At 52.2% G+C, this 17,249-nt stretch carries 13 protein-coding genes and 2 tRNA genes; 3 read left to right on the top strand and 12 right to left on the bottom strand.

All coding sequences use genetic code 11. The features are described 5' to 3' along the window. Positions 1 to 273 precede the first annotated feature (273 nt). Together rplU and rpmA are read left to right on the top strand one after the other, a co-directional pair. Positions 274 to 591 (top strand): 50S ribosomal protein L21, encoded by a 318-nt coding sequence (gene rplU / locus B5F71_RS15380; RefSeq protein ID WP_022038690.1) that lies wholly within the window; start codon positions 274 to 276, stop codon positions 589 to 591. 21 nt (positions 592 to 612) lie between these two features. Next, positions 613 to 879 carry a 50S ribosomal protein L27 gene (rpmA, locus tag B5F71_RS15375; RefSeq protein WP_087211979.1) on the top strand — a complete coding sequence of 89 codons (267 nt, stop codon included), beginning with the start codon at positions 613 to 615 and terminating at the stop codon, positions 877 to 879. An 81-nt stretch (positions 880 to 960) separates the two neighbouring features. Here the strand turns inward: rpmA and B5F71_RS15370 are convergent, their stop codons facing one another. The 11 genes from B5F71_RS15370 to B5F71_RS15325 all read right to left on the bottom strand — a co-directional run bounded on the left by B5F71_RS15370 (position 961) and on the right by B5F71_RS15325 (position 16,538). Further along, positions 961 to 1,608 carry an HAD-IA family hydrolase gene (locus B5F71_RS15370; RefSeq protein WP_087211974.1) on the bottom strand — a complete coding sequence of 216 codons (648 nt, stop codon included), beginning with the start codon at positions 1,606 to 1,608 and terminating at the stop codon, positions 961 to 963. Next, complete coding sequence (locus B5F71_RS20415; protein ID WP_158098118.1) at positions 1,605 to 1,913, bottom strand: hypothetical protein; 309 nt, start codon at positions 1,911 to 1,913, stop codon at positions 1,605 to 1,607. The genes B5F71_RS15370 and B5F71_RS20415 overlap by 4 nt, the downstream gene beginning before the upstream one ends. A 242-nt stretch (positions 1,914 to 2,155) precedes the next feature. After that, on the bottom strand, positions 2,156 to 2,500 hold the full coding sequence (locus tag B5F71_RS15365) for a DUF2149 domain-containing protein (RefSeq protein ID WP_022039822.1): 345 nt from the start codon (positions 2,498 to 2,500) through the stop codon (positions 2,156 to 2,158). Further along, positions 2,497 to 3,090, bottom strand: coding sequence for a MotA/TolQ/ExbB proton channel family protein (locus tag B5F71_RS15360; protein ID WP_087211967.1), 594 nt, complete (start codon positions 3,088 to 3,090; stop codon positions 2,497 to 2,499). Before B5F71_RS15360 ends, B5F71_RS15365 begins: the two co-directional genes overlap by 4 nt. A 31-nt stretch (positions 3,091 to 3,121) precedes the next feature. Further along, entirely contained in the window at positions 3,122 to 3,832 is a 711-nt protein-coding gene (locus tag B5F71_RS15355; RefSeq protein WP_087211964.1) for a hypothetical protein, read from the bottom strand. Between the two features lies 1 nt (position 3,833). Beyond that, the gene (locus tag B5F71_RS15350) at positions 3,834 to 8,189 is read right to left on the bottom strand and encodes a cobaltochelatase subunit CobN (protein ID WP_087211961.1); all 4,356 of its coding nucleotides are present in this window, start codon (positions 8,187 to 8,189) and stop codon (positions 3,834 to 3,836) included. A gap of 498 nt (positions 8,190 to 8,687) precedes the next feature. After that, on the bottom strand, positions 8,688 to 10,841 hold the full coding sequence (locus B5F71_RS15345; protein ID WP_087211958.1) for a TonB-dependent receptor: 2,154 nt from the start codon (positions 10,839 to 10,841) through the stop codon (positions 8,688 to 8,690). Between the two features lie 32 nt (positions 10,842 to 10,873). After that, positions 10,874 to 11,542 (bottom strand): HmuY family protein, encoded by a 669-nt coding sequence (locus B5F71_RS15340; RefSeq protein WP_087211955.1) that lies wholly within the window; start codon positions 11,540 to 11,542, stop codon positions 10,874 to 10,876. A 72-nt stretch (positions 11,543 to 11,614) separates the two neighbouring features. Further along, complete coding sequence (locus tag B5F71_RS15335; protein ID WP_087211952.1) at positions 11,615 to 12,460, bottom strand: calycin-like domain-containing protein; 846 nt, start codon at positions 12,458 to 12,460, stop codon at positions 11,615 to 11,617. Positions 12,461 to 12,690: 230 nt separating this feature from the next. Beyond that, positions 12,691 to 13,908, bottom strand: coding sequence for an L-serine ammonia-lyase (locus tag B5F71_RS15330; protein ID WP_013617249.1), 1,218 nt, complete (start codon positions 13,906 to 13,908; stop codon positions 12,691 to 12,693). 134 nt (positions 13,909 to 14,042) lie between these two features. Beyond that, positions 14,043 to 16,538 carry a Smr/MutS family protein gene (locus B5F71_RS15325; protein ID WP_087211949.1) on the bottom strand — a complete coding sequence of 832 codons (2,496 nt, stop codon included), beginning with the start codon at positions 16,536 to 16,538 and terminating at the stop codon, positions 14,043 to 14,045. 157 nt (positions 16,539 to 16,695) lie between these two features. On the opposite strand from B5F71_RS15325, the gene B5F71_RS15320 reads away from it, so the two are divergent. Then, positions 16,696 to 16,780, top strand: a tRNA-Ser gene (locus B5F71_RS15320). A gap of 190 nt (positions 16,781 to 16,970) precedes the next feature. Here the strand turns inward: B5F71_RS15320 and B5F71_RS15315 are convergent. Beyond that, positions 16,971 to 17,045: transfer RNA gene (locus tag B5F71_RS15315), tRNA-Pro, on the bottom strand. Between the last annotated feature and the right edge of the window lie 204 nt (positions 17,046 to 17,249).

Raw genomic sequence — 17,249 nt, 5'->3', positions numbered from 1 at the left:
TCAGGAAGAAAATTAATGCCAGACCGAGAGAAAAACTCAATTTCTCGACTCCGGCTGAGGTCTTTTTCAAAAATATTTCGTAATGTTGCACTCGCTGGTTGACTCTGCCATTGGAAAATTTAAACAAACTCTGCGTGAAAATGCTGCATAAAAAGTTGGTTATATGGATTTAAAGCTATATCTTTGCAGCCGATTTAGTCCGTGGAGGTAGACAAGTAATCTGTGAGACGGATTCACCTTGCGGAGAAAACCCGTTTAATAATTTAAAAAGAAATGTACGTAATTGTAGAAATTAACGGTCAACAGTTCAAGGTTGAAGAAGGAAACAAGCTCTTCGTTCAGCACATTCAAAACGCAGAAAGCGGTGCAACTGTTGAATTTGACAAAGTTTTGTTGGTAGACAACAACGGTGAAGTAAAAGTGGGTGCTCCTACCGTAGAAGGAGCCAAAGTGGTTTGCGAAGTAGTTTCTCCGCTGGTAAAAGGCGATAAAGTGCTGGTATTCCACAAGAAGAGAAGAAAAGGCTACAGAAAACTGAACGGTCATCGTCAACAGTTTACTGAATTGACCATCAAACAAGTTATTGCTTAATCATTTAAAACGTAGAAGAAAATGGCACATAAAAAAGGTGTAGGTAGTTCGAAGAACGGTCGTGAATCGGAAAGCAAACGATTAGGCGTAAAGATATTCGGCGGTTCAGCTTGCAAAGCTGGTAACATCATTGTTCGTCAGAGAGGTACAGTTCATAACCCCGGCGAAAATGTAGGTATGGGAAGCGACCATACACTTTACGCATTGGTAGATGGAACCGTATGCTTCAAGAGAGGTCGTAAAGACAAGAGTTATGTATCGGTAGTTCCTGCTGCGGCTGAAGCATAATCAAATCCGAAAACGTATTTAGGTAGAAAAAGAGGCTTTCATTGAAAGCCTCTTTTTTATGCCAGATGGACGTAGAACGTGTTATTCGTTTTTCAGCAATGCTGTAAGGTCGTTCATAATGCCGGTATGCGGATAGGCGGCAAGCTCTTCCCGGGTGGTTGTTCCGTGAAGCACGCCTGCAAAGTCTATTCCTGCCGCCCGGGCAGTTTCCGCATCTACAGTGCTGTCGCCTACGTACAGGACATCCGTTTTTTCTGTTTGTAGCTTTTCGAGGGCGATGAATACGCCTTCGGGCGAAGGCTTAGGAGTCTGCACGTCTTCTCCACCTACGATAAGGTCGACCGTGCTTTCGGGAAGCGCATGTCCCAACAGTTCCATGATGCGGTAACGGTATTTGGTGGAGATGATGCCCAGTTTCGCTCCGCGTGCTTTCAGCGTTGCCAGCACGTGTGAGGTTTCGGGGAAGAGGTGGGTGTTTGCCGTCATATACTTGTCCGCTTCCTTTACGTATTCCTTCCGGTAGGCTTCCAGGGTATCGGCATCGGTGATTCCGCTGAGGAGGGAGAACGATTCCACCAGCGTTTTGCCAATGGTCCGCTTGATGGCTTCATCGCTGATGCCGGTATGATGATGGCGTTCGAGCACGTTGCGGTAACACATCACGATGCCTTTCGACGAATCTGCCAATGTATAGTCGAAATCGAAAAGATAAGTCTGGTATGTTTTCATTTGTCTGGATATATGTTTGGTGAATTGTGCCGCAAAGATACGTGAAATTGCCCGATTTTCCTAAAATACGGCACACAGACGGATAACGAATAGCATACAGCACACTGATGGAGCACAGATTTGCACCGGTAAAATTTAAAACTGTTTTGAATTTCTCCAAAAAGTTTTTTCTCGTTTTGATGTATTCGTTTTCGTGTGTGCTTTGGGCGATTTTTTGGTCCTTTCCGCTTCTGTTCTTCGTCAGATAGCCTGCTATCTTCCTCATCACACAAGCGGAAATGCCTCAAAAACTCATCCCAAATCATCGCACGATAAATTCAAAAACAGTTTCTTAACAGTGCTGCCTTGTCTGGTGTAATCAAGGACATATTCCTAAAAATGAATATATACTGCATCTGCTGTTGAATATATACTGCATCTGCTGTTGAATATATACTGCATCCACGGTTGAATATATACTGCATCTGCCGATGAAGTATATATCCGTAGGCAGATGCAGTACTACTGCGTTTTCAATTCAACCGAATAGGCTAATGGCGGACATTTGTCATTCCCCTTCGGGCACGTAGATGATTTCACCGTTTTCCAGTTCGTAGGCGATGCCCACTTTCTTGCCTCGCTTGCCGCTGGACGACTGGTCCTGACTGGGCGTGTAACGGTTGATTTGCTTGCCTTCCTTGGTGATGATTTCCATGTTGTCTTTGCCGGGATTCTTTACGATGGTGAAGTCTTTGTCGGTGAACACTTCGGTCATGTTCATGTGCATCACCATCGCTACCATCAGGGAGACTGCGAATACCATTGCTACGTCGAAGAGGTTGACCACTACACTTAACGGGTCGGTGTCTTCTTCTTTCTTGAAGAAGCTGACACGGCGGTTACGTCTACTCATACTTGCCCTCCTTTCTCAATCAACAGGCGCGACACATAGTCGAGGTTGTTGACGCACTTGGCATACCAGCGTTGCTTGAATTGCATCGAAACCAGCCCTACGGCACTGACTACCAAACCCACTACGGTGGTGGCAAACACCACTTGCATGTTGTATGCCATGCCGGCAATGTCGCCTGTTGAGAGTCCGACCAATGCAGGGCTCATGGCAATCAGGGTGCCAATCAGTCCCAATACGGGTCCTAACTTGGAGAGCATCTTGGAGAGTGCAACGTCTTTCTCGGCTTCCACCTCGAACTTGGAGAGGGTAAAGTCGGCATAGTCTTCGTTGACGGGACGGCTGAGTATGTCGCGCAGGTAGCAGATGTAGAGCGAATTGTCTTTGTCGGGCAATGCCTGCTTCAGGGCTTCTATGTTGCCTTCTTTGATAAGATGATCGAATGCTTGGTCGTTTTTACGTTTGGTGATGTACATGTTGTAGGTGCCTCCGATAAGGATAAGTGCACGCACGAAGAGGAAAAGCAGGATAATTACATCGGGTATCAACAGGCTGTTGGCTACCCAGAAAAGCATTTTAGAGATAAATTCCATTATTCTTGAATTAATAATTAATAGTGAATAGTTAATAACGTTTTTTCATTTTCCGTTCTTTCCATCGGTGGATAAGTGGATACTTGATTTGGCTCCATACATAACCTACGATGAATAGGATAACGAAGAGCGAAAGGGCAAGCGTTACGGCATTCCAGTTGACCGGTTCGTCTGCGGCGGCATAGACCGTCTTGCCGTTTACGGTGGTGAGCAGTCCGAGGATGCAGACGAAGAGGCTGATGAGGAAATGGATTTCCAGCCGCAGGTCTTTTTCCGGAACGAAGTATGTTACTGCCTTTGCCAATGCCGGAATGCCCATTAGCATCAAAGCCGCCACGATGTAAGCGGTTGTGCTGAATGCGGTTCCTACAAAGGTAAAAATGGCTTCGGTGAGGCAATAGAACACCACGGGGAACAAGAGCAGGCTGGGGTACCACCACAGCAGCTTTGCCCACCAGGGATTCTTCTTTCCGTAAAGCCCGCGCAGGTAGGTGACGCAGAACCCGAAGCAGAGGGCGGACTCAAGGGTGATGATGACCGCCATGTTCTGCAGGGCTTCGGTGTTCTGCAGGTAGTCGGCTATCTGTGTTTTCGATTGCAGGATGGCATACGGATATGCCAGCGCGGTGAATGCCGCCACAATCAGGCTATAGATGCCTGCCTGCCACCACCGCCACAGACTGAGCTTGAAAGCGCAGTTTATGGCGATGAACAGCATCAGGATGAGAATGATTTGTTCCATTTTATTTATGGTTTTGTGAACGTTTTCTTTTCAGTATCATCAGCAGGATGATGAAGGCGGCAAGCACAACACTGATTACTACGGTGCTGCTCAGCTTGTTGGTTTCCTCTTCGGGCTGACTGGAAGCGTTTACGGTGCTCTTCTTGAGAGTCATGCCTTTCTGTACGGTTCCGTCGGCAAGGGCAGCTTCTTTCATCCCGTCTATGCGTTGTTTGTAACCGGCTGCTTGCGGGGCACTGACGTTTGCGGCGATGAAGTCTTGCAGTTTGGCGTTGTTGTCGGCGAATCCTCCTCCCGAAGTGCCGTACTTGGCAACTAGTCCAGTGTGCAGTTCTGCCACGGCTTTCAACTGCTGGGGCGATGCTTTCCAGTATCCTTTGCGGGCGGTTTCCAGCATCACGGCGGTCATGTTCTGCAGGGCGGCAGGATTTTTGCCTTCAAAATAGTCTTGTGTGCCGAGATGGTATTTATCCTTGACATACACGTCGTAGATGTCGTTCCATAACTGCTGGTCGATGGCCTGGGGCTTCATTACGTTCCAGCCGTAGGTGTTCTGCACGATTTCGGCGATGGAGCTTGCCGCTCCGGCATCGCCTTTCATCTTTTCGCGGATGTAGGCGGGATTGAGGATGGTGGTGCGGCTCTCTACTCCGATAGCTTCTTTCACTTCCTGCATCCGTACGTTGTTGCGGTTGCGGTAATCGCTCAGGTAGGCATCGGGGTCTTTTCCGGTGACGTTGCGCACCGCCAGGTTCATGCCTCCCATGAACTCGTACACGTGGTCGAGGCTCAGCGCACCCCATGTGTTGCTTTGGCGGGGCTGTACGACGGCATCGGTACGGGTCAAGGCAGCTTCGAACGCATATTGGCGGAAGGCTTCCCAGTTCTTTTCGCTTCCGTAATAAGCTCCCATATTGTGCAGGTAGGTGCCGGCTATCTCTTTTTCGTTTTCCCAGCGGTCTCCGGCTTCTACCATTCCTTGGATGCCGGTGCCGTATCCGCCGTTTACGCCTCCGAATACACGGTATGCCGACATTTCGCGGGCATCTTTCGGTGTAAGCCCTTTCTCTATCAGGGCACGTTCGGTTTCAACGATTCCTGCTGCTACCTGGTTTTCGTACATATCGTCTTTGGCTGCCGCAGCCATTTCTACGGCACGGTTAATCAAGAAGAGGCGGGATGCCGCTAAGTCGCGCAATTGTCCGCTGGTCTGCACTACCACATCGATGCGCGGACGGCCCAATTCTTTCGACGGAATCAGCCGGATGTCGTTTACACGCCCGAAAGCATCGCGGATGGGTTCTACGCCCAGCATGTACAGGATTTGTGCCACGGTGGCTCCTTCGGTCTCAATGAATTCGCTGCTCCATAACGTATAGCTCACCTTGCGCGGGATGGAGTCGTGGTGGCGGCTCTTGTACATTTCGATGGTGTTGTTCGCCAGGCGGATACCTTTTTCCCATGCAGCTTCAGACGGAGTGGCTTCGGCATTGATGGCATAGAGGTTGCGTCCGGTGGGCAAGGTGTTGGGATTGGCTATCGGGTCGCCTCCGGGCGAAGGCTGCGTATAGCCTCCGGCAAGGGCGTTCATCATGTTTTCCAGTTCCTTGGCAGGGCTTTCCAGCAGGGCGGTACGATAGCGGTTCACGTTCTTGACGGCACGTTCCACTTCCATGATTGCCGTGGCGCGGGCGATTTGTTCCTTGGTGTATTCTTTGCGCTGCATCATCTGCTTCATCATTGCCGCCATGCCTCCTCCGGCAGGTTGGGAGGAAGTGGCGTGACGCTTCATCGCTTCTTCCATTTTGTGGAGCGAGGCGGAGTCGGCACCCATTTTCTTTGCCATTGCCAGTGCCTTGTCGGGATCCATGCCTTGTCCGGCTTTTTTCATTTGCTCGTGCATCTTTGCGCTGATGCCCGACGGATGTCGGACAGGCATTGAGGCGGGTTTTTCCTGCATCTCTTCGGCTGCCTGCATCATCATCGACAGCATGCCTTCGGGACGCTGGCGCGAGGCTTCTATCTCGCGTGCTTCGTCCAGCTGGGCTTGCGTGATGCCGGTGGTGCGGCATACCAGTTCGTCGGTGGCAAGCGAGGGATTGGCAAGCAGGCGGGCGACCAGCGTGCGTGCCGGAGTGAGGTACAGGCGAGTGAACCGGCTGCGGTGCTTCTCGGTCTGCGGACCTGTTTTCCCGTTCAGCTTGTCCAGTGCCAGCAGGCTATAGGCTATGGGTTCGGTAGCCATGGCGTATACGCTCGATTCGATACGTGCCTGTTCGTAGGGCACGCCCATCGTGTATAGCTGCCCTGTTATCTTTTCGTTGGCAAGCTCTTCGGCAAAATTTTCGACACGTGCCACTTCGTCTTCGGTGTAAGGACGGGTCAGCAGGCTGTCCAGCCCCAGGTCGCGGTGGATGCCCAGCTTGACGGTCAGGGCTTTCACCTTCAGCGATGCCCGGTCGAGGGCGGAACGGTCGAGAACGTTTTCTTCCAGCAGGTTGTTGTAGTTCTTTACGGCTTCACTCAGTTCGCGGTAGGTGCCGCGCACGTTGCTTTCCATAAACGGAGGCGTGAGGTACGATTGCAGCCCGGCATACGAGCGGCGTTTGGCGATGACCCCTTCGCCCACATTGCCGATGGTATAGATGTAGAAATGGGGCAGGGCGCCTACGAGGCGGTCGGGCCAGTCTTTGCTGCTCAGCGCCACCTGCTTGCGCGGAGTGAATTCAAGGCTTCCGTGGGTGCCGAAGTGAATCAGCGCATCTGCCTTGAATCCGTATTGCACCCATAAGTAGGGGGCGATGTAGCTATGAGGAGGTGCGGCATCGGTGCCGTGCACTATCTGGAACGAGTTGCTGCCCGCTCCTGCCGCCGGTTGGGGAAGCAGAACGACATTGCCGAACTGCAGGCGGGCGATACCCAGCTTGCCGTCCGCCGTTGCCATGTATTCGCCTGGAAACTCTCCGTTCGCCTCTGTCACTTGGTCATACTGTTCGGGGCGGATGCTTTGCTTCACCCAGTTTTCGTATTCGTCTTTCGTAATCAGTTGCGGATGTCCTTCGCGCATAAACCGGTCGGAAGCTCCTTCGGCGTAGGTGCTGAACACGGTGCCGCGCTCTTGGATGAGCCGTCCGAGGGCTTCGCTGCTCTCCGGCATCCCGTCTACCCGGTATCCTTCCTGGCGCAGGCGCACCAGTAGGTTGTAGAGCGAGGGCACTACCTCCATGCCCGAAGCGGTCAGGGCGTTCTGTCCCGGTCCTTTATAATAGACGATGGCAATGCGCTTTTCGGCGTTGGGCTTGCGTTGCAGGGCGATGTAATTGTTCACGGTCTGCACAAAGGTCTCCAGCCGTTCGGGGATGGCGGACGCATGTTGCAGCCCCTCCTTGTCGGCATAGTGGCCGAAGAGCGCGAAAGGGCGGATGGCTCCGTCAATCTCAGGTGTCACCACGCTTTGCGAGAGAAATCCGCCGTTCATCCCCATCGGGTCGTTTTCCCAGTCTTCCACCAGCGTGTTCACGTTCAGCGGGGCGAAGAGGGGGATGTTCTGCCGGGTCAGGTAATCGGTGATGTAGTCGCCCATGCGCCCGTGTGCCATGTTGATGACGGCAGAGGGACGCACCGAGTCTATCTGGTGGCGGGTGATGAAGCTCTTCATGCGGCGCACGGGATAGACCACGTTGCCCGTCTCTTCCAGCCGGCGGATGAGGTCGGTGGGTTCGCCCATCTGTCCGGTGATGATGATGCGTGGCGCACCGTCTTTCCACAGGTCGTGCTCTTTCAGAAATTGGTTGTATCCGGCTACGGTGTTGAAGCCTTTTGCCTCGTCATCGGGGTGGGAGGGGTCGATGTGGTACAGCATTTCGTTTGCCGCTTCCTGCACAGGTTCCGGCTCACGGGTGGAAATCAGCTTGCCGTCCACCGTGCCGCGCACATATTCCAGCATGCTGCGGTAGTTGCGCCTTCCGCCGCCAGCCAGATAGGCACGCAGGGGAGCGGCGGTGGCGGAGTCGAGCGAGCAGATGTCGTTAGCAGGGTTGGTGACCGCTGTCGAGAGGACGGGAAGCCCTCTGTCAGCGGCTTTTTGGATAAGGGCGCGCTGCTCTTCGGTGATGCGGATGCCCATCGCGTTGATGAAAACCATGTCGCAACCGTCCAGCTTGTCCAGTTCGTCGGTGCCGATTTCGGCGAGGCGGATGAACGGGTTGTCATTGGCTTTCGAAATTTCGCCCAGGGTAATGGCCTGGTAGTTGATGAAGCCTATCTTCGTGGCGCTGAACCAGCTGTTCCATACGGCGAACAGCAGGAGGGCGGCTACGAGGAGGCTACCCAACACAATCATTCTTTTCTTTTTCATTGCTCATTTGTTTTTAAGTAGATGTTGAAACTATAATTTGTCTGTTCAGAAACGCAGATTAACACAGATTTTCGCAGATTCTCATTTTGATTATCTGTTTTAATCTGCGTTAATCCGCGAAAATCTGTGTTTTTACTCTGTGGCGAGAGGTTTTATCCTGTCTGTCTCCGCCCTTCGGAGAGGTGGAAAATGTGCGGCGAGGGGTCGCCGCAGACCTTCGGACACCCGGAAAATGGATTTTAGCCCCTCGCCGCAGACCTTCGGACACTTGCAAAATGTGTTTTAGACCTCAGTTTCGGATTTTGCACGCCTGCAAAATGGATTTTAGACCTCTAAAACTGATTTTGCAAGTGTTGCAAAGTGTATTTTAGACCTCAGTTTCGGACTTTGCACGTCTGCAAAATGGATTTTAGACCTCTAAAACTGATTTTGCAAGTGTTGCAAGGTCGATTTCAGACCTCTAAATTGCATTTTGCACGTGTTCCGATGCCTTTTCCGTCAGAACAGCTGGTTCACGTCGAGCGAAAGCCCCACGGAAACGGTGGTGCCGGTGGTGGTGGGCGTGCTGTTGTAATAGTGGTCTGGGCGGTAATTGAACAGGTTGTCCACCACTACGTTCACGCGGATGCCCCGGTACACGCGCTGCGCAAGGTTCAGCTTCCACAGGGTGTATGCCGGATAGGTGGTCGAGGTGGTGCCTGCGTCGGGGTCGGTATAGCTCACGTATTCGTCCGTGGTGACGCGCGAGAGGACGCGGCCGGTCAACGTCACGTCGAAACCGTAGTTTTTCCACTGCTTGCCGTAGTCCAGCTTGGCGGTGGCGGAATGGGGACGGGTGGACGAGAAGTAAGGCTCGCCATCGGGGATGTGCACGTGGGTGTAGGCATACGAGAGGCGCACGCCCAAGCCGCAGGGATACTTGGCGGCTACGTCGGCGTTTAGCCCGGCGATGTTCATCTGGGCGATGTTGGAGTAGACCATTCCGTTGCGGCTCTGGTCCCACACGGTAGTGATGCGGTTGTCCACTAGGTTGAAATATCCGGTCAGGGTGACATTGTAGCGGCTCTTCAGGTATTCGGCGGAGAGCGAGAAGTTTTGGCTGCTTTCGGGTTTCAGGTTCTCGTTGCCGTATATCATGAAGACGTTCGCCATGTTGAAGTCCATGTACATTTCCTTCAGCGTGGGGGCGCGGAATCCGCCGGCGTAGGAGGCGCGGAGCGAGCAGTTGCGCCATTTGTACATGATGCCGAGTTTCGACGAGGTGTTCTTCACGTCGGCTTCGGAATAATAGTCGAAGCGGATAGACGACATCACGTTGAGGTTGCGGATGGGGTTCATGTCGAACTGGGCGAAGGCATCGGCGGTGTATTGCTCGTGGTCGCCGTTGTCGGTGAACTGGTAGCTCATCAGGTAGTCGCGCATGAAGTCGCCTCCCACGGTAAGGGTGTTCTTGTCGTTCATCGCATAGTTGTAGAGGGCGCGCACGGTGTGCTGCACGTTGGTATAGTCGCGCAGGTCATAGTCTTGCGCAGGGTCGTAGTCGCTCTTGTCGTACTGGTCGAAGCTGTACGACAGTTCCAGGTCGCTCCGCTTGTTGAAGGTATAGTTGCCCCGGAGCCCTCCCGAAAAGTCGCGGTAGCGGTCCTTGCTCGATGTGCTCTTGTCACGTTCGCGGAAGAAGTATCCCAGCCGTCCGGTCAGCTTCAGCCGGTCGGTAGGGGTATAGACGAGGCGTTCCTTGAAGTTCCACGTGCGGTTGCCGTACACGCGGCTGAAGTCGTTCTCCTCGCCGTCCTTGCCCACGGTGCCCACTTCGATGGGGTCGGTGGAGGTGTGCTGCACGTTGAGGCTGTTCTGGAAGTCGCCTGCGCGGAAGGTGAAGGTGCCTCCGTAACGCTGGTCGTTGTGCGCGCCGTACTTTCCGTTCAGGTTCAGTGTCCACGGTTCGGTGGCTTCCTTGGTGATGAGGTTGACCACTCCGCCCACGGCGTTCGAGCCATAGAGTGACGATGCCGCCCCTTTCACGATTTCGATGCGTTCCACGTTGTCCAGGTTCAGGCGGCTGTAGTCGATGTTGTCCAGCGTTTCGCCCGCCAGCCTTTCGCCGTCGACAAGGAAGAGGACGGCGTTTCCTCCGAAACCCTGCATGTTGAGCGAGGTCTGCTGGTCCATGGAGTAGGAGAACTCGATGCCTGGCAGCTCTGCCTGCAGCAGGTCGCCGATGTGTGTGGCGTCTACCTTGCGGATGTCGTCGGCGGTGATGACGCGTGTCACGATAGGCACGTCTTTCAGCAGCTTGGGCGTGCGTGTACCCGTTACCACTACAGTTTCCATACCTATGGCATCTTCTTCCAAAGCGAAGTCCAGCCGGTCTTGTCCCGGTTGGAGTGCATGGCTTTGCGTCACGTATCCGATGAACGATGCCTGCAGGGTGTATGCTTTCCCGTCGGGGAGGCGCAGGCGGTAGTTCCCTTCGGCATCGGTGGTCATTCCGATGGCTCTGTTCTCTTTCACGAACACCGTTGCTCCGGCAAGCGGCCCGTTGTCCGCATCGAGCACTTTCCCCGAAACGTAGCGTTGTGCGGCGGCACTTGCCGCGATGAGGAGGCAGCCCGCCAGCACGATAAGATTTTTCAGTATAGGTTGTTGCATATTCTTTTGTTTTTTATTAAATGGGCTGGGGGCTACAGCGGATAAGCATATTCGATAGTGAGGTGTCCCGAAGTATTCTGCTCGTTGCGGAATGCCGTGAGGCGCAGGGCGGCATAAGTGCCGTCGGCCATGCGCAGGATGTACACCTTATTAGATAAGGTATAAATAGGTGGCATCGTGCTAGTGTCCACGTCCAGCCATTTGGCAAGCTCGGCGTTGTAGCTGGAGGTGGCATACAGGATGTTGCCCTCCATCATACCCGACATATCGATGGTGATTTGGGTCTCGGTGTCGCTCACGTAGTTCCCCGTTGGGATGCTGCTCATCAGTAGTACGGCATCCAGGCTGGTCGCCTCGGTCTCCAATACAGCACCGCCGTTGGTCTTTACATCGTAGCGGTGGATAGCGAAGTCCCACTCAGCAGGCAGCGAGGCGTTTTCTCCCATTGGTACCTCCGTGCCGTCCGTTCCGGTGATGCGGGTGGAGTCTATTTCTTCGGTATGCAGGTTGATGTAAGTCCACTGGGCATAATCGGTGGCATCAATGAAGAGTGTTCCCGTTCCGTCGCCGTTCGGGTTGAAGCCGTAGCCGGTAGTGGTGCGGGGCTGGTCGTAGATGCCGTCCAGTATGCCGTCGCACGCCGGGAACAACAGCATTGTTGCCCCCAGCGCGAACAATTGATAAAGACGAAACAATTTCATGTACTATTTACTATTTGATTATTTACGATTTGCCTTAAATCGTACCTCGTAAATCGGAAAATCGTACATACATCAGTTGGCTGCAGGCATATCGCCCAGGGTGAAGGTGATGGTAAGCCCGCTCATCACGCCGGGTACGGTGAAGGTGAAACTAACGTTTTCCTTGCTTTCATCGATGCTTCCGCTCAGCGTGCAGGGATATTCGCTCACGTTGCCGTTCATTCCCATTTGGGTGGTACCTTCTCCGCTCAACGTATAGGTTCCGTTGGCTTCGGTTGCGCTTACACTTGTGAATGAAAACTCGCCCCACGTATCCGATGTGTATGCCAAGGTGAAGGTACCGTCGTTATTGGCAGAGAGCGTGATGGTTTGGTTTTCGGCCGTCATGCTTTCAAAATAAGCGCAGCTGGCATTGGTCCATCCTTCGTAGGAGCCGGCAAGAAGTTTCTCTGCCGGAATGTCGCCCAAGGTGAAGGTGATAGTCATCCCACCCATTACCGACGGTACGGTGAAAGTGAACGTGCCTTCGGTCCGTCCTTCGTACAGTGTGCCTTGCAGGGTGCATTCGTATTCGTTTTTCGTGTCTCCCATTCCCATTAAGGTCGACCCGCTTCCGCTTACGCTGTACGTGCTACCCGAATGCGTCACTTCGGCTCCACTTACGGTAAACTCACCAAAGCTGGCAGAAGTATAAGTAAGGGTGGCTGTGCCGTTTTCCCCGTCGTTGGTTATTGTCAGCGATTCACCTGCCGATACCAGCGGCGTATCGGTATATTGGAATGAGGCTTCGGAATAGCCTGCATATGTGCCGGCGATGTCTGCTGCCGGATTCTCGTTGATACTGTTGTTTTCATCGTCGCTGCATGCAGCCGCAAATAATGCAAGGGCCGCACATGCTAATAGATTCTTTAGTTTCATGTTGCTATTTTGATTAGGTTTTGGTTTTACGATGCAAAGGTAGAGTGGTTTCAGAGGGTGGTCAATACCTAAAATTCATGAAAAAAGACGGTGGCCTTGAGTCTGAAAGGAAGTGAGAAAATCAGTATTTTTAGGTATTTATATAAAAAAGAAACGTCGGAAACTCCGTGTTTCCGACGTTTGGGGTAGTAACTTTTTGTTAGAACAAGATGATGAGCCTTTGGTAATTGTCAATTGTCAATTGCCATCGGGTGATAGTCTTTGGCAAGCCCACCCTCGCTGGTCTCTTTGTAGAGTGAGGGGAGGTCGTGTCCGGTTTCTTTCATTACTTCTACTACACGGTCGAACGATACGCGGTGGTGTCCGTCGGTGAACGCAGAGTAGGTATTGGCGTCAAGGGCACGGGCAGCGGCGTAGGCGTTTCGTTCGATGCAGGGAATTTGCACCAGTCCGCACACAGGGTCGCACGTCATGCCCAAGTGGTGTTCCAGCCCCATCTCGGCAGCATATTCTATCTGTGCGGGACTTCCACCGAAGAGTTGGCTTGCCGCTGCAGCCGCCATCGAGCATGCCACGCCTACTTCTGCCTGGCATCCGGCTTCGGCTCCCGATATCGAGGCGTTATGTTTGACGATATTTCCTACCAGTCCTGCGGTGGCAAGGGCACGCAGGATGCGGGCATCGCTGAACTCCCGGGTTTTCTGTAAATGATAGAGCACGGCAGGCACCACGCCACAGGCTCCACACGTGGGGGCAGTTACGATTTTTCCGCCCGAAGCGTTTTCCTCGCTTACGGCAAGGGCGTACGCAAACACCAGTCCGCGTGAGCGGAGCGAGTCTTTGAATCCCTTTGCCTTGATGTAGTATGCCGATGCTTTCCGGCGCAGGTTGAGCGGTCCAGGCAATACGCCTTCAGCATCCAATCCACGCAGGATGGCTGCCTTCATTGTTTCCCATACTTCGGCGAGGTAGTCCCATATCTCTTTACCTTCGCATTGTTCTACATATTCCCAGTAGCTGCGTCCGGTGTGTTCGCACCAGTAGAGTATCCGGCTCATCGTGTTCATTTCATAGATGTCAGGAGTGCTACCTTGCGGATGCCCTTCTTCAGCAAGTGCCCCTCCTCCGATGCTGAACACGGTCCACTCATCGGTTTTCTTTCCGTTTCCATCGAAAGCCTTGAAAGTCATTCCATTGGGGTGGAAGGGAAAGAACACATGCGGTTTCCATACGATTTCGACCGGTGCGTGTGGTTGGAGTACGTCTAAGATGGCCACATCGGTCATGTGTCCCTTGCCTGTAGCGGCAAGGCTTCCGTAAAGCGTCACTTCGAAAGATTTTGCTTCGGGATGGCGGGCAAGGAATTGTTCGGCAGCTTTCCGCGGTCCCATGGTGTGGCTGCTAGAGGGTCCTGTGCCTATCCGGTATAATTCTCTGATTGATTTCATCTTTTTAAGTATGTATGTGAAATGGTTAATCTTTTACCACAGATGACACAGAGTATCACAGAGGAGATAAAAATAAAAAACGCTGTGTCCCTCTGTGTTCTCTGTGGTGAATGGTTCATTATATATAATGTAAGTCATTTCAAATCTACCACCGTGATTCCCGCCCCGCCGAACTGTACGTGCTCGTCTTGGAAATGCGCTACGCCGGGTACAGTGGCAAGGTATTGGCGTATCAGTGTGCGAAGGATGCCCGAGCCTGTTCCATGCAGGATGCGGACACGGCTTACGCCTACTTGAATGGCATCATCGATGAAATAGGTGACCGCCTGTATGGCTTCATCGCCGCGCATGCCCCGTACGTCGATGTCTTGCTTGAAGTTCAGTTTCTTCTGGTACATCTGTTCTTGCGTCTCGCTGCTTACGAAGGTGGCTTTTGCCATCACGTTCGAAATCTTGGGTGGGTCGGCGTGTTCCAGCCGTTCGGTCTTGACATTGGTTTTCATCAGTCCGAACATCACCACGGCGTTCTGTCCGTTTAGTTCCAACACCTGTCCTACACTTGTCTGACCTTTGATGCGCACATAGTCTCCCGTGCAGATGGGCTTTGCTTTCGGCTGCATAGGGGCAGTTTCGGCTTTTTTGTTCTTCCGCTCTTCTTTGCGTTTCTGCTTTTCGCGCAGGCGTTCCATTTTGCGGGCTATTTGTTCTTCGAGGGCTGCGGTGTCAATGGTCTCCACTTCTTGCTTGAAATCGGCAAGTTCCTGGCGTGCCGTGCGTGTGCGTTCTTTTTCCGCTTGTGCTTCCTTGATGGTGCGGATAGTGTTCTCTATCTTGGCGTTCGATTCCTGGAGCAGGTGTTCGGCATCCTCCTTGGCTTTTTGCAGGATTTCCTTCCGCTTGCGCTCCAGTTCTTCTATCTCTTGCTGGTAGCGGGCAATGGTGTCTTCCATCTGCTTTTCTTTCTTGCGGATGTTTTGCCGCTTGGTTTCCCAGTAGCGTTTGTCGCGCACGATGTCTTGCAGGTATTTGTCGCTTTGGATGTATTCGCTGCCCACAATTTCCGAGGCATCGGCTATCACCTCTTCGGGCAATCCGATTTTACGGGCTATCTCTACGGCGAACGAGCTTCCGGGATTTCCTATCTGCAACTGGAAGAGTGCGCGCATTTCGTGGCGGTCGTAGAGCATGGCTCCATTGATTACGCCTTCGTGGTCTTCGGCAAAGTGCTTCAGGTTCTGGTAATGGGTGGTGATGACCCCGAATGTCTGTTTCTGGTTAAACCGTTTCAGTACCGCTTCGGCAATGGCGCCTCCGATTTGCGGCTCCGTACCTCCGCCGAACTCGTCTATCAGGATAAGGCTCTTGCCGTTGCAATATTTCATCATATTCTTCATATTGGTAAGGTGTGAAGAATAGGTGCTCAGGTCGTCTTCGATGCTTTGTTCGTCGCCGATGTCGATAAAGATGTTTTCGAAGATGCCCGCATGGCTCCGTTCGTTCAGCGGTATCAACAAGCCACATTGGAGCATGTATTGCAGCAGTCCTACGGTTTTCAGACATACCGATTTGCCTCCGGCATTGGGACCCGATATCAGCAGGATGCGTTGGCGGCTGGTCAGTTCGATGTCCAGCGGCACTACCTTCTTATTGTGTTTCGCCAGCGATTTCTGGAGCAATGGGTGTACGGCTTCTATCCAGTCGATGATTTGTTGTTCTTCGAAGGCGGGCTTTACTGCTTTGATATCTATACAGAAAAGGGCTTTGGCACGGATAAAGTCGATAAGTGCCAGGAATTCGTATGATTGCAGGATGGCGGGTACTTGCGGGCGGATGGTTGCCGAAAATTCGGTCAGTATGCGGATAATTTCCCGTCGCTCTTCACCTTCCAGTTCCCGGATGCGGTTATTGGCTTCTACCACTTCTGCCGGTTCAATGAAAACGGTCTTGCCTGTAGCCGATTCATCGTGTACGATGCCTCGTATCTTGCGCTTCATGCCCGGAGCCACAGGAATGACCAACCGTCCGTCGCGCATAGTCGGCGTCACGTCTTTTTCCACGAAACCTTCTGCCTGTGCACTGCGCAAGATGCTGTTCAGGCTGCGCGAGATGCTGCCTGTCGTGTCAGCCAGTTCGCGCCGGATACGCAAGAGCTCGACAGAGGCATTGTCTTTTATCTTGCCGAACTTGTCAAGAATGTTGTTGATGCGCGCTATGAGCTGTGGAAATACCAGAATATCGGCAGCCAGGGCGTGTAGGGCAGGGTAGGGTGAGTGCGAATCTTCGTCTTCCTCGTCCTCTTTTTGCAGAAAACCCACGATGTCGCGTATCGTTTCCAGCGAGCGGCGCAGGTCGAACAGTTCCTGTTCGTCCAAATACAGTCCTTCCACCCGGATGCGTTTCAACGAAGGGCGCACATCGAAAAAGTATTGGCTGGGAAATTCGTCTTCCTCTTCCAGAATGCGGACGAATTCCACTACTTCCTCCAGCCGGCAGTTGATTTCTTCGTAGTCGCTAGAGAAAGTCATTCCGTCTGTTTTTTCTTCGCCCAATGTACTCAGGCACTTGGCTTTTATAAGGTTCCTGATTTGGTCGAACCCTATTTTCTGTTCAAAGTTTTGTGGATATATCATGCCTTGTTAATGTCTGTTCTAACAATTTGGTTATCGTCGGCAAAGTTACGACAATGCGAAAAAACAATCAAAAAAAGTGATGAAATATTTGCCAAATTGAAAATAATCCGTACCTTTGCAGCGCTTTTGAAAGGAAGCACATCGCGAAAAGCGTTTTGGAGAGGTGGCAGAGTGGTCGATTGCGGCGGTCTTGAAAACCGTTGTACCGCGAGGTACCCGGGGTTCGAATCCCTGTCTCTCCGCTGAATATATTGGAAAAGAGTAGAAAAGTTTCACAAAATTAATTTTGTGGAACTTTTTTTTTGTTGCCTTGTGTCTGCTTTTTTGCATCAACCGTTACGGGGTCACGTTACGTCACCGCCACAGTTACAAGAATCGTTTAAAAAGCAAAAAGCATCGACAATCATCAGATTATCAATGCTTTTTCACCAGTCGGGGTGACTGGATTCGAACCAGCGACCACACGCCCCCCAGACGCGTACTCTAACCGGGCTGAGCTACACCCCGTCACTTTTGTTTTGCGAGTGCAAAGGTAACACTTTATTTTGAATCTGCAAACAAAAAAAAGATTTTTTTTGCTTTGTCCTCAAGAGGCTATTTAAATGGCAGAGTCAACCAGCGAGTGCAACATTACGAAATATTTTTGAAAAAGACCTCAGCCGGAGTCAAGAAATTGAGTTTTTCTCTCGGTCTGGCATTAATTTTCTTCCT

The organism is Bacteroides sp. An269, assembly GCF_002159755.1.
GTDB classification, from domain to species: Bacteria; Bacteroidota; Bacteroidia; order Bacteroidales; family Bacteroidaceae; genus Phocaeicola; species Phocaeicola intestinalis.
Note: the sequence above shows the minus strand (reverse complement) of the source record. Positions and strands in the feature narration are given on the sequence as shown.

Coding starts and splice junctions, on each gene's coding strand:
- rpmA (WP_087211979.1), top strand. CDS start 613: ATGGCACATAAAAAAGGTGTAGGTAGTTCGAAGAACGGTCGTGAATCG.
- B5F71_RS15330 (WP_013617249.1), bottom strand. CDS start 13,908: ATGAAATCAATCAGAGAATTATACCGGATAGGCACAGGACCCTCTAGC.
- B5F71_RS15355 (WP_087211964.1), bottom strand. CDS start 3,832: ATGGAACAAATCATTCTCATCCTGATGCTGTTCATCGCCATAAACTGC.
- B5F71_RS15365 (WP_022039822.1), bottom strand. CDS start 2,500: ATGAGTAGACGTAACCGCCGTGTCAGCTTCTTCAAGAAAGAAGAAGAC.
- B5F71_RS15335 (WP_087211952.1), bottom strand. CDS start 12,460: ATGAAACTAAAGAATCTATTAGCATGTGCGGCCCTTGCATTATTTGCG.
- B5F71_RS15325 (WP_087211949.1), bottom strand. CDS start 16,538: ATGATATATCCACAAAACTTTGAACAGAAAATAGGGTTCGACCAAATC.
- B5F71_RS15340 (WP_087211955.1), bottom strand. CDS start 11,542: ATGAAATTGTTTCGTCTTTATCAATTGTTCGCGCTGGGGGCAACAATG.
- rplU (WP_022038690.1), top strand. CDS start 274: ATGTACGTAATTGTAGAAATTAACGGTCAACAGTTCAAGGTTGAAGAA.
- B5F71_RS15370 (WP_087211974.1), bottom strand. CDS start 1,608: ATGAAAACATACCAGACTTATCTTTTCGATTTCGACTATACATTGGCA.
- B5F71_RS15350 (WP_087211961.1), bottom strand. CDS start 8,189: ATGAAAAAGAAAAGAATGATTGTGTTGGGTAGCCTCCTCGTAGCCGCC.
- B5F71_RS15360 (WP_087211967.1), bottom strand. CDS start 3,090: ATGGAATTTATCTCTAAAATGCTTTTCTGGGTAGCCAACAGCCTGTTG.
- B5F71_RS15345 (WP_087211958.1), bottom strand. CDS start 10,841: ATGCAACAACCTATACTGAAAAATCTTATCGTGCTGGCGGGCTGCCTC.
- B5F71_RS20415 (WP_158098118.1), bottom strand. CDS start 1,913: ATGATTTGGGATGAGTTTTTGAGGCATTTCCGCTTGTGTGATGAGGAA.